Source organism: Hungatella sp. SL.1.14 (genome assembly GCF_024460495.1).
GTDB classification, from domain to species: domain Bacteria; phylum Bacillota; class Clostridia; order Lachnospirales; family Lachnospiraceae; genus Hungatella; species Hungatella hathewayi.
Genome location: NZ_JANFYJ010000003.1, coordinates 247833 through 260350, shown reverse-complemented (window position 1 = coordinate 260350; position 12518 = coordinate 247833). Strand labels below are relative to the sequence as shown.

Sequence of the window (12518 nt, the reverse complement as noted above, 5' to 3'; positions counted from 1 at the left end):
CCGAAAACGGAAAAGCGGTCTTCAGCCAACTCTAAACCGCGGTCTTTTCCATTTCCCATACTTCCATTTTACTATTTTCCCCATCAAAAGCAACCTCCATTTTCTCTTCTGCAAAAAAACGGCTCTTTCCGGTGCCAAAATATCAAAGCAGAATCTCCGATCCCCTGTATCCCTATATAATGCGTCAAAAAGCCGCTGCGTTCATCACATCTTCCATGCTCCGAACACAGCGGCCCCGGCTGCCGTCATCTCTTATTCCATCCGAATCCTGACACCTGTCTCATAAATACTATTTTCCAGCAGCACGCGGACTGTCACCTCACCGCTCAACCCGGATTTATTGACGTAAACATCCACATTTCTGGGATCATTCTTCAGAAATGTTCCGACACACATAGCTTCAAAATTCTTTGCCGCCGACGTATTGATATAATACCGGTGTACCACGCCGTTCTCCTCTTCCAACAGGAGCATGGCAAGTTCCCCCTTTTCGAACGTAGCATTAAACAGGATGCGATCCTCCTCTTCCGTAACGGAGGCATTGTAATGCTCCGGTATCAGTTCACCCGTGGAAACGGCTGGAATCTCCGTCTCAAATTCTCCCGTCCTGTTCATGGAACCAAGTGTTTCCCCTACTCCCAGTTCTGCAGTTTCATTGGCATAATACATTGGAAGTTTCTCAGCACGAAATACGTTGGAAGGCACATGCAGTTCATAAACCACCTCGTCCCCGACCAGTTCGCAGGTGATAGAATTAAGTTCACACCCTTCCCCTGTTCCATCCATGCTCCCAAGCCCCTCCAGCGGTTCTCCGTTTTTATAGGCAATCCCTCCGGAATGGACCATATAGCGGCCTTCGTCATAATATTCCACATTACAGATATATGGAGAAAAGAAATCCGTGCCGCGTTCCTTTCCATACTGCCACACCTGCCGGATCGTCCTTTCTTCTCTGTCTATATGGTAGCGCACGCCTCTGGAATAGCTGTCTTTCGCCCTGCTGTAGCTGTCCTTTCTTTTGGAGCGGTAATGACCGTTATCAAACATCATAATGTCTCCATCCGGGCATACCACCACGCCGTGCTGCTCATAGGACCATTCAAACGGATCCCCCACAGGCCGGAAAAAATAGTTTTCCACATATTCTTTCGGCCAGCCTTCCGGATCCCCCAGAATCCAGTTGAGGGCTCCTGTTTGAAAGTCAATATTAATCACCGCATCCTGATGCCGGCCGGAAAGTGTGATGGAATCCGTCTTTTTATCGTACCACACTGCATTGTTATGGAACCAGTCATGGGCCGATGCAGATCCAGAATACGTCGTCGGACAGTTGTAAGGGAGAATCTCCCTGTAGTCCCAGGTTCTCACAATTTCTCCTGTCTGACGGTCGACGAGAACCAGAACATCTTCCACGGTATCCCGGTCCGGAATCTGGGACAGCATCAGGATATTACCATCTTCCATCTCAAAGGTATCATGGTGGTAACCGCCCGGCAGCCGGTATTCCCTGTATATTTTTCCGTGAACTCCCATTTCATACACACCGCTCACGTAATACGGCAGCTTAATCAGCCGGTCTGTCCCCACCAGAAGGCGGCCGTTTGCAAGCCGTTTTAAATCAAAGCAGACGTTTACCGTTAAATACCATCTGACATCACCGCGGTAGTCGCAGGCCAAAGCATCCGCCTTGGAGGTCTGTGTCAGGAAGATTACGTTATCTCCCATGTGTTCCCGGCTGCCCTTACAGAATGTGGGGACTGGTACTTCAGGGGGCAAAGGCTCGGTCGTAATGATGACTTTCTCCCTTTCTCCGCCTGACAGCACGAGCTCTACCGTATTATCATAGTCCGCGTACAGGCCATACACCGGCAGAATATGAACGGTATCCTCCGGAAAGGTATGGCTGATGTCGCCTTCCGGCTCCTTTCCCTTTACCGTCAGCGTGACTTCCTGCTTCACGGATGTCTTAAAAAGTATCATCGCCGTCAGCGGAGAGATCAAATAGGGGTTCCCTACTACCAGAGGGCTGGCTGCCGTATACTCTCCCGCCTCAAATATATCCAGAAATTTCTGTTCCGCTTCCGCCTGCTGTGTAATCAGGCTTTTCTTCTTCTCATATCGAATCATCTGCTATCCCTTCCTTCCCAGTTATCCCATGCATTTCTTCTTATACGCCGCCGCTGACTGTGCGGCCACCGCGCCATCCGAGCAGGCTGTCACGATCTGGCGGAGCAGTTTACTGTTGGCATCCCCTGCTCCGAAAATTCCAGGCACGGTCGTCTCCATCCGCTCGTTCGTCTCAATATAACCGTGTGATTCCAGAATACCAAGACCGGCAAATGATTCCGTTACCGGCTGAAGACCAATATACTCAAATGCGCCATCTCCGCGGACTGTGATTTCCTCCCCCGTTTTGCTGGAAACCGCGCGCAGGCCGGTAAATACCTCTCCAGGCAGAAATTCTTTGATGTCAAACCACTCGTATACCTCCACATTAGGCAGCGCCTTCAGTTTATCGCAGGCTATGGGATCCGCCGTAAGATCAAGCATGGTCACTACCGTTACTCTTTCCGCCATTTCCGCCAGATAGATGGATTCCTCCACCGCGGAATTGCCGCCACCGATTACAATGACAGACTTATCTCTGTATTTGGCTCCATCACAGATAGCGCACCAGCTGATGGATTTCCCCGCAAAATCCAGTTCGTTCGGCACATGAAGCATGCGCGGTTTCGTCCCTGTAGCCAGAATTACAGCCAAAGCCCGGTACGATTTTCCTTCCCCGCATATCAATGTCTTTACGGTACCGCCGCCTTCTTCGCAGTCCTCTATCTCTATTTTTTCCACAGTAGCGTAATCGAATTCGATTCCAAGAGCCTGGGTATGCTCAAATACCTGCATCGCCAAATCCGCCCCGTTGACCGAGGCAAACCCCGGGTAGTTCTGGATTTCATATGTGTTGATGATCTGCCCTCCCGGTGCCAGTTTATCCAGCAAAAGGACGTCGAGATTCGCTCTCTTTGCATAAATTGCGGCCGTCATTCCGGCAGGCCCGCTGCCTGCTATGATCACATCATAAATTTTCATATTCTTCTCCTATCTCAAAAATCCAGTCATCATCCAGTATGGATAAATCAGAACCATTAGAAAGATAATGCTGAGTATCGTACGGACCGTACAGAATTTCATAGCCTTCTTCATGTCGAAGACGTCATAGCTGAACAAAATCAGGAACAGGGCCCATTCATACGGGAAAAACAGCTGTTCTACGCCCCATACAAAGCTGAATGTAGTTCCAATCACACTAAGTCCCAGCTTCGCCGCGATATCGATAAAGAGAGGTGAAAATGCCGCCATACCAGCCAGCGGAGTCATCATCATATCCGTAATCACACCGGTCAGCCAGGCAAATACGATCAGTCCAAAATTTCCCACATTCTGGAGGATCGGCATCATCAGCTCGCTTACAAGCCCTGCCACGCCGACCGCGTTGGACATGCTTCCGATCGCCATGGTTGCCGCCACAAAGAATACCATTGGAAAATTTACCTGTTTCATGTCTTCGATATCTGCGACCTCCACGCCCGGAAGAAAGCAGGCAATCACTGCCAGAATGAAAAGCCACCCGGCGTCAATCCCGGAAAATACCATTGCGATAACGAGAAGAATCAGGATTACTAAAAATTTGATTTCCTTTTTCGACATTTTGCCGAGAGATTCGTATTTTTCTTTAAAATACTCTTTTCCATCGATTGAAGCATCCTGTTTAAACAGAATCCGCACCATGAACAAAAGAACGATCAGCCACACAAGCATGACAGGAAAATTGCTGATGAAATACTGAATCCAGCTCACACTGTTTCCGGTTTCCTTTAAATAGGAGTTGACCAGCTGAAGATTTTCACTTGCAGATAAATACAGCCAGGATGGTGCAATTGCCGCCACGAAACCGGCAAACATGATGCCGGCCCCGGTATTGCTGTTTTTCGGTATTTTTAACGCGTTATAGATTCCAAAACACAGGGCACAATAGAGTGCGACACGGCCGGTCATGTTGGGGACCAGAAGCCCCACCACGATACCTGACAGCGTGATTCCCGTTATAATACCCTTATAGGAGCCACCCGATTTGACAATAAAAAAGTATGCGATCCGCTGCATCAGTCCGCTTTTCTCAAAGATTACGGACAGCGTCAGGCCGCCCAGAGACAGCCATACAACCGAACCGGTCCACGGTGATAACACTACATTGGCCGGCGCCACTCCCCAGAGAATCGCGCCCACCGTTAAAAGCAGACCGGAAATATAAACCGGAAGCAGATTCATCGCCCAGGTCAGAATCGCCCATGAGGTACACACGAAAAATTTTCTCATTTCCGGCGAGACCGCTTCCGACTGTGGAACTGCAAAGTAAAGGATGCAGGGAACGCCGACGGCTATCCCCCATTTTATAAAAAATTTCAAATCAAACGCAGTCTTCTTATCTGCTGTAATCCCCTGATTGTCCATAGTTTTCCCCTTCCCCATTTCGATTCGGCTTGTGCCCTGCGGCAGAACAGCCCCAGGGCACAGGAGTCTTTATTTTTCAATGGCTTTAAATGCTTCTGTCTGTGCAGTCATTCCACGTTCTGATGCGAGACGCTCAATGGAAGAGGCACCGAAGAATCCGTCTATTTCCGGCACATGCTTAATCACGTAGGCAGCATCCTCCGGATCTGCGATCGGACCGCCATGGCAGATAACCATGATATCCTGGCGTACTTCTCTTCCTGCCCGGATAATCTCCCTGATCTTTACGCAGCAGTCATCGAGCGTCAGCGCAGTCTCCGCGCCAATACTTCCCTTGGTGGTCAGTCCCATATGCGCAACCAGAATATCAGCGCCTGCTTCTGCCATGGCTTTTGCCTGCTCCGGATCAAAGACATATGGACAGGTGAGCATATCCAGTTTATGAGCCTCGCGGATCATATCAACCTCCAGTCCATATCCCATGCCCGTTTCCTCCAGATTTGCCCTGAATTTACCGTCGATTAATCCGACTGTGGGGAAATTCTGCACACCGTTAAAGCCCTGGTCTTTCAGCTGTTTTAAGAAGAGATCCATCACACGGAACGGGTCCGTACCGCAGACACCGGCCAGTACCGGAGTGTTCTTGACAACCGGAAGCACCTCCGCTCCCATTTCCTGTACGATCTTATTGGCATCGCCGTAAGCCAGCAGCCCTGACAGAGAACCCCGGCCTGCCATCCGGAAACGACCGGAATTATAGATAATCAGCATATCGGCTCCGCCCTTTTCACTGCATTTCGCCGTAATTCCGGTTCCTGCGCCAACGCCTACCAGGATTCTTCCCTCTTCCACCTCTCTGTGGAATTTTTCCATAATCTCGCTTCTTGTCATTCTGTTCATGTTTAAACCCTCCTGTTTTATTTGCTCTGGTACTGCATTGCACCATACAGTACTGGCTGTTATTTTGATTATCTTTCCATAAGTTCCATTAGTTTTTCAGCCGCGCATAAGGCAAACGCCTGATCATTGATGTTGTAATCCAGTTCCATAATCTCAACCGAATCCCGGTTTACCTCGTCACGCAGAGTCTGGAACAGCACCTGATCCTCCTCGGGACCGTAAAACGGCTGGCCCTCTGCGTCGATAGCCGATACTCCTTTCAGCGGCAGCAGCAGCACGGTCTTTCCGGAGGCCATATTCAGTTTTTCGGCCAGCTTCTCTCCGACTTCCCTGTTTTCGTCGGCCGTGGTCCTCATCAGAGTGACCGTCGGGTTATGTTTATAAAGGTTTCTTCCCGCAAATTTTTTCGGAACCGTGTCAAATGGGCCAAAATTCACCATATCCATAGCCCCTACCGAAACCACCTGAGGGATTTTGCTGCGGGCCGCTGCCTCACAGCGCCTCTGACCTGCCGCCAGAACTCCGCCAACCACCTCGTCACACCACTCTGTCGTGGTCAGATCGAGCACGCCTTTAAAGAATCCGGCTTCCGTCAGCGCCTCCATCGTTCTGCCTCCGGTTCCGGTGGCATGAAAGACAAGGACTTCATACCCCTGCGACTCCAGATACTCCTTGGCATATCCGACACAGGGCGTCGTAACACCAAACATGGTCGCCGCAACCAGCGGTTTATGATCCCCTGTATCCGGCTTTAATGCTTCCTTCAGTCCTACCATTCCGCCGACAGCAAGAACCGCATTCCTAAAAATAACCTTCGATATGGAATTCAGCCCTGCCACATCGACAATGGATGGCATCATCACAAGATCACTGGTACCCACATACTGTTCCACGTTGCCGGAAGCCATGGTTGATACCATAACCTTGGGAACTCCGATGGGCAGAGCCCGCATGGCCGGAGTCACCATAGATGTCCCCCCGGAGCCTCCAAATGACAGAATACCGTCAAATCTGCCTTCCCTGTAAAGCTGCGGTACCAGAATCTCCATCCCCTTCGACAGCGCCTCTGTCGCCACAGCGCGGTCTTTTCGTTCCACAATGGCGTGAATATCGTATCCCGCCGCAGCTGCCACCTCCGCATTGGATACGTCCGGTGGAAATTCAGGTTCAAACACGCCGGTATGTATGGTAAATGCGTGCATCCCCAGTTCCTCGATCAGTCCCTTTACATAGAGATATTCCTTTCCTTTCGTATCAAAGGTTCCTGCGATTGCAATTGTTTTCATGTAAACCTCTCCTTCTCCCAGCAGAATCCGGCCGTAATTCCACTGTATATCTATCCCCTTTTTTACTTCCCTGCTACAAATATATTGTACTCTACCCTCTCACATGATGAAATGTTGTCAAATTAGCTTCTTTTGTGTTTATATTTTTTATATCATATTGTTTTTATTAACAAACCTTGTGTTTATATTAGATTTTGAATGTAAGCGTAACAGTTCAGACGGATTCATTTTGGGATTGACATTCCGCCCGAAACCTGCTATGATAAGCCGCGTAGTCGGAGGGCAGATTGTTCAGAAAGACAATTGGCCGGATAAGGCACAGACTGAAATGTCTGCACTTTATCCGGCTTTTTTTTGTGAGAAGGAGGAATGTATCATGGATTTTCTGAACGGAACTATTAAATCAATCTACTTAAAGTATCTGTCGGCAGCGTTCGGCAGTGCTATGATCACTTCCATTTACTCTATCGTGGATACGGCCATGGTAGGACAGTATCAGGGTCCCAGCGGTACCGCGGCTCTGGCGGTCGTTGCGCCCCTGTGGAATATTATTTACAGTCTTGGGCTTCTCATGGGAATCGGGGGCTCTGTCATTTTCAGTACAAAGCGAGGGCTTGATAACGGCAGGTCAGGGAATGAAAACGAATATTTCACCGTCTCAGTCCTTGGCTCCATTGCCCTATCCCTGTTGGCGTGGATGGGGCTTCTGTTTCTGGATCAGCCTGTTCTGTTGTTTTTCGGGGCAGACAGCACGCTGCTTCCTCTTGCGCAGAGTTATATGCTGCCAATCAAATTCGTGTTCCCTCTGTTCTTATTCAATCAGATGCTGGCCGCATTTCTGAGAAATGACAAAAATCCGGGATTGGCAACCATTGCGGTGCTGAGCGGCGGTATTTTCAACATAGCAGGCGACTATATGTTTGTATTTGCCTTTGACATGGGGATTTTCGGCGCAGGTCTGGCAACCGCTGTCGGATGTGCGATTTCCTTTCTTGTCATGATGACTCATTTTTTCAGCAGAAAAAACACCCTGCTGCTGGTGCGTCCCTCAAATATATGGAACAAGCTTAAGGAAATCTCAGTCACCGGTTTTTCAACCTTCTTTATTGATGTTGCGATGGGAATCCTGACGATCCTTTTTAACCGTCAGATCATGAAATACCTCGGAACAAATGCACTGGCCATTTACGGCCCGATCATCAACGTGAGTACGTTTGTGCAATGCTGCGCTTACAGTGTCGGACAGGCGGCGCAGCCGATTATCTCCACAAACTACGGGGCGGGCCAGGGTATGCGGATTAAGGAAACACTCCGGTATGCACTTTATACAACTGCCTTTTTCAGCGTGTTTTGGACTGCATTAAGCTTTGCCTTCCCGAATCTGTATATACGTATTTTTATGAATCCAACTGCGGAAATTTTAGAAATGGCTCCGGGAATTATCCGCAGCTATGCCCTGTCCTTTCTGCTGCTCCCGCTGAATATTTTCTCTACCTATTATTTTCAGGCTATTTTAAAACCAATGGCGGCCTTTATCGTATCTGTATCCCGTGGTTTCTTCATCAGCGGAATTATGATCATGGTTCTGCCTGTTATCGCAGGGGCCGATTTTCTCTGGTTTGCCATGCCGATCACTGAGCTGCTGGTCATGTTCTACACCGCAGGCGCCATGAGAAAATACACAAAAGCCTTAATTGTGAATAGCAAAGCTACGTAATACTGCAAAATTTCATAAAGCAGAATAGAATAAGCCCGGCTGCAGACACAGCCGGGCTTATTCTATTCTGGAAAGAAGAAAAATGTTATTCTCTGCAATTCCATGTGCCATCCTGTTTATCCTCCATTAAACATCCAGCAGAGGAATGACATTAATAACCGGTTCTTCATAAGGGTGTATTCTCCTGACTGTTTTGACAGCCTCCTCCAGAAACTCAATGGGACAGCGTACTTCCACCCTGGCTTCAGTACCGCAGCAGATCATTCCTTTTTCTCCGTGAAACGGGTGACTGTTCTCCAATGGTCTCCAAAATCCTTTCGTGCTCTGGTAAGAAAGAACGTGATCATAATTACCGGCCCGGCATGCGCCTGCAAGAGTCAGCGCATTCCGTATTTCCTCGATGTATTCCTCCGGTATATAGATTTCTATCTTTACTTCTTTTATATCAAAATTCATGTTTTTCCTCCCAACCGTGTCATGTCTGTCGCTCCCGAACGCTGTATGGTATCGGCTTCCTTCTGGTTCTTTTATTTTTCACACTTCCCTTTTATCTTCCACCGTATTTCCATCATTCCAACACTTTCCTGCATATTCTACCGGCGGAATCCCCGTATACTTCTTAAACATTCTTGAAAACTGGGCGTAGTCCTCATATCCCACCATGGCAGCGACCTCCTTGCAGGACATTTTTTTCTGTTCAAACAGCTCCTTTGCCTTGTTCATGCGGAACCTCACCAGATATTCCGTAAAGCTGCATCCCACTTCTTTTTTGAATTTAACACTCAGATAGGAACCAGATACGTGAGCAACCACCGCCAAATCACGCAGCTGTATTTCCTTCATATAATGCTCTTCTATATATTTTTTCACAAATTCCACATAGTCACCCGGATTCCAGTTTCCGTTGAGAAGCTTGGACATGGGATCCTTTTCATCAAAGCTTCCATAGCTTTTGAACGCCTTCGTTGTATTAAGAATGGCCCGCTCCGTGGGAATCCGGTCAAAGGTGGAGCCGCCTATGTATCCCTGGCATTTCGTATTCTGGTACAGATACTGCATATCAATGGGCGTATTGGCAGGCCCCGCATATATCATCTTGATTACATCGCTGCGAATTTCGTCACTGGCATTAAAAATTTCGTCCGATATCTTTCTGGCGTCATTGATGGATATATATTTCTTCGCTCCCAGAAATCCCCCTTTTGTCAGCCCTAAGTGAGCACAGATCACATCGGCTCCGGCCAGCGTCATCGCCCTGGCCTGCTCTGCATTGACGACAAATGCAATGGTAAATAAATCGAGAAAATGAGCAAGCTTAATGGCCTCCACTTCTTTCTCATACGTATTCCCCTCCTCGCTCAGCGCTTCGCCGAAGATTCCGTCGATCAGAGACAGGGTCGGATAATTAACAACACCGGAAAAACCGTTTTCACGGATCTTTTGCAGATAATCATAGAGATGAATCATCGGATCACTGGCAAACAGGCCAAACAGAACCGGCGTATCCCTGATAATCGGCAGCAATTCGTTGCACCCCATATCCATGACAATCGTGTTGCTGTCACCGTAACACAGATAGCTGGAAAATGAACTTCTGCCCATAATTCTGAATTTGCCGGCGCTCAGCGCCAGAAGCAAATCCGCACCTCCCATGGCCGAGTATCTGGCCGTCATACCCGAACCTGCTACCGTGCCTATAATATGGCTATTTACATTGATCTGCGCACGAAGGCGCTTAAGAATTTCATTTCTGGGAATCATTTTGCCTCCTGGGAGCCTCTTATTATAAAACGCTCTGGATTTTATACTCTTTATTGTACCGTATCTCACGGTAAAATCAACAGCCAACCGTTTTTTCTTCATTTTCCGATTCTATCACCGGCGTTTTCTCATGTAAGCTCCCGCAGGTTACAAAAAATCCGGGGGCCTCCGTCCCCGGATTAATCTCAATCCTTCTAATCTTAGTTGTCTCCTACACTCTTCTATATTCCAACGGAAGATCATATCCAAACGTTCTCTTTCCATTTACCTCAAACGTCTCCGAGACCTCCAGCACCTCGCTGTCAAACCGCTCTTCCAGTGTGAATTTCAGCACTGGCGAAAACATGCTGACGCTTTTGCCTGCAAAGGCCCCATTCTCCTCATGATAGATGATCGGCGTGAATTTTTCCGAAATCCTGAGACTTTCAAATGCAGTCTCTTTCAGATTCTCGTATGTAAAACTCTCACAACCGGCCACTGTAAATAAATCACCAGGAAAGATCACAGAAGTTTCACACTCTGTGCTTTTCACACGGTACTGCCTTTCCCGTTCCGTCCCGGTCCTCAGGCAGCAGCCTGTTCTATTTATAATCGTCCACGTCAAACTCCCGGTCTTTGAAATAATACTTCCGGTCTTCCTCCGTGATGTAGCGGATCACACGGCAAGGATTGCCCACTGCGATCGCATTGTCCGGGATATCCTTTGTCACAACGCTGCCGGATCCAATCACAACGTTATTGCCGATATGAACACCCGGATTAATGACGGTATTTCCTCCCACCCAGACATTATCCCCGATGGTGACTCCGATGCCATACTCATATCCACTGTTTCTCGAATCGGGATGGACCGGATGACCTGCCGTGTAAACCGCCACATTCGGGGCAAACATCACATTTTCTCCGATTACCACCTTCGCCACATCCAGGATCACACAGTTAAAATTGGCATAGAAATTATTGCCGGCCTCGATATTGGTTCCGTAGTCACAGCGAAACGGCGTTTCCACAAAGATTGTTTCTCCTGTTTTTCCAAAAATCTCACGGATTAAAGCATCCTTCTCTTTGTCCGCCTCTGGCGGGAGATTATTATAACGGTAAACCCGTTTTCTGCTCTCCTTACGCTCTTCCTCAAGTCCGTCCATCCATGCCTTATATGGCAGCTCGCTCAGCATCCGTTCTCTCTGATTCATGGTTTTATTCCTCCTCATCTTTCATTCCATTTCTTCCCACAGCGCTTCCAGCGCCAGTCTCTTCATTCCCTCTTCATAATCGTGTTCCAGATTCTCTTCAAAAACCAGATTCATATGAAATTTTCCCTCCAGAAGCCTCTCACTGTAAGTCCTCAACTGTTCCTGCAGCTCCTCTGTAAAAAAATCTCCATAATATATTAACGTTTCCGGTGCCGTCGTAAAGCCGTAGACTGCTGTCAGCAGCTTTAGATTCTCCAGAACCTCCTCTGCACTCCCATAATCGAGACTGTCCCACGAAACCGGTACCGGCAGGCCCGCAAGCTCTCCGGCACAGTGCGAGGTCCCGTAATAAATTTTTCCCTGTATCACAAGTCCGGCTCCCGGCGGGTAAATTCTCGGAAGGTAGATTCCCGCTACCGTGGCTCTTTCCATCTCATCATCGCGGCAGGCCCCGTATGTCATGGCATTAATATCATTCTCAAAGACGACCGGAAGATGGTAGCGTTCCTTATAATGAGCCATAAAATCCGGTCCGATGAGCGCCTCATAATCATGAATCGTCACCACATCATTCACGACCTCCCCCGGAAGCCCAAAGGCCAGCAGGCCGGTCTCCGGGAAACGCCCGATCACATCATCGAGAACGGATTCAAAGCTTTCTACCCGTATTTCGTCAAAATACTCCTCTTTGCGCCATACACATTCGCCTGTCAGATTGACTACAGCAAGGTGCATCAGATTTCTGCCCTCACTCTGATGGCCGTACAGCAGCACCGCATAACGGTAATCCGGCCGGTATTGATACAGCGCGCTGGGGCGTCCTCCCCCCGAAGGGGCCATTCCCGACTGCACTGCCTCGCCGGTCTTTAAAAAATCTTCCAGCAGACTGTTAATAGTCACTACGCTCAGCCCGGTCCGGTCCGCCAGCTCGGGTTTGGTCGCTTCCCCGCACTGCCGCAGAACACGGCGAAGCTGCCGCTTATTCAGTTCCTTCATCAGCTTTGCATCTGCTCCCATACATGTCTCCTCTCAGGATAGTTCAAAAAAGCACTTTATAAATACACTTTATAAACTATCTTTATTAAGTTATCACAGAAAAAGGAATCTGTCAATGAAATTCTGTCCATTCAGACTCCTTTTTTGTGTCTAACC

Annotated in this window: 11 protein-coding genes; 1 reads left to right on the top strand and 10 read right to left on the bottom strand. The window is 48.5% G+C overall.

Annotated features, from left to right (window positions below; genetic code table 11):
* Positions 1–252: 252 nt before the first annotated feature.
* The 5 genes from NE473_RS05095 to NE473_RS05075 form a co-directional block, all read right to left on the bottom strand.
* Entirely contained in the window at positions 253–2127 is a 1875-nt protein-coding gene (locus tag NE473_RS05095) for an aryl-sulfate sulfotransferase (protein ID WP_055649370.1), read from the bottom strand.
* A 21-nt stretch (positions 2128–2148) separates the two neighbouring features.
* Positions 2149–3087 carry an NAD(P)/FAD-dependent oxidoreductase gene (locus tag NE473_RS05090; RefSeq protein ID WP_055649369.1) on the bottom strand — a complete coding sequence of 313 codons (939 nt, stop codon included), beginning with the start codon at positions 3085–3087 and terminating at the stop codon, positions 2149–2151.
* A gap of 9 nt (positions 3088–3096) precedes the next feature.
* Positions 3097–4509 carry an SLC13 family permease gene (locus NE473_RS05085; RefSeq protein WP_022033558.1) on the bottom strand — a complete coding sequence of 471 codons (1413 nt, stop codon included), beginning with the start codon at positions 4507–4509 and terminating at the stop codon, positions 3097–3099.
* 69 nt (positions 4510–4578) lie between these two features.
* Positions 4579–5409, bottom strand: a complete 831-nt coding sequence (locus NE473_RS05080; protein WP_022033559.1) for a phosphoenolpyruvate hydrolase family protein — start codon at positions 5407–5409, stop codon at positions 4579–4581.
* A gap of 68 nt (positions 5410–5477) precedes the next feature.
* A complete protein-coding gene (locus NE473_RS05075; RefSeq protein ID WP_256265171.1) occupies positions 5478–6695 on the bottom strand; it encodes a Tm-1-like ATP-binding domain-containing protein in 1218 nt (405 codons plus the stop codon).
* A 376-nt stretch (positions 6696–7071) separates the two neighbouring features.
* Here NE473_RS05075 and NE473_RS05070 point away from each other — a divergent pair, with 376 nt between their 5' ends.
* Positions 7072–8412, top strand: coding sequence for an MATE family efflux transporter (locus NE473_RS05070; protein WP_039890933.1), 1341 nt, complete (start codon positions 7072–7074; stop codon positions 8410–8412).
* A 126-nt stretch (positions 8413–8538) separates the two neighbouring features.
* Here NE473_RS05070 and NE473_RS05065 read toward each other — a convergent pair whose 3' ends face one another.
* The 5 genes from NE473_RS05065 to NE473_RS05045 form a co-directional block, all read right to left on the bottom strand.
* A complete protein-coding gene (locus tag NE473_RS05065) occupies positions 8539–8868 on the bottom strand; it encodes a YqfO family protein (protein ID WP_055649367.1) in 330 nt (109 codons plus the stop codon).
* A 78-nt stretch (positions 8869–8946) separates the two neighbouring features.
* Positions 8947–10173 carry a phosphoenolpyruvate hydrolase family protein gene (locus NE473_RS05060; protein WP_256265170.1) on the bottom strand — a complete coding sequence of 409 codons (1227 nt, stop codon included), beginning with the start codon at positions 10171–10173 and terminating at the stop codon, positions 8947–8949.
* A 211-nt stretch (positions 10174–10384) separates the two neighbouring features.
* A complete protein-coding gene (locus NE473_RS05055) occupies positions 10385–10705 on the bottom strand; it encodes a hypothetical protein (RefSeq protein ID WP_196411657.1) in 321 nt (106 codons plus the stop codon).
* A 49-nt stretch (positions 10706–10754) separates the two neighbouring features.
* Positions 10755–11366, bottom strand: coding sequence for a sugar O-acetyltransferase (locus NE473_RS05050; RefSeq protein WP_022033565.1), 612 nt, complete (start codon positions 11364–11366; stop codon positions 10755–10757).
* 21 nt (positions 11367–11387) lie between these two features.
* On the bottom strand, positions 11388–12383 hold the full coding sequence (locus NE473_RS05045; protein WP_055649365.1) for an ROK family transcriptional regulator: 996 nt from the start codon (positions 12381–12383) through the stop codon (positions 11388–11390).
* Positions 12384–12518 lie beyond the last annotated feature (135 nt).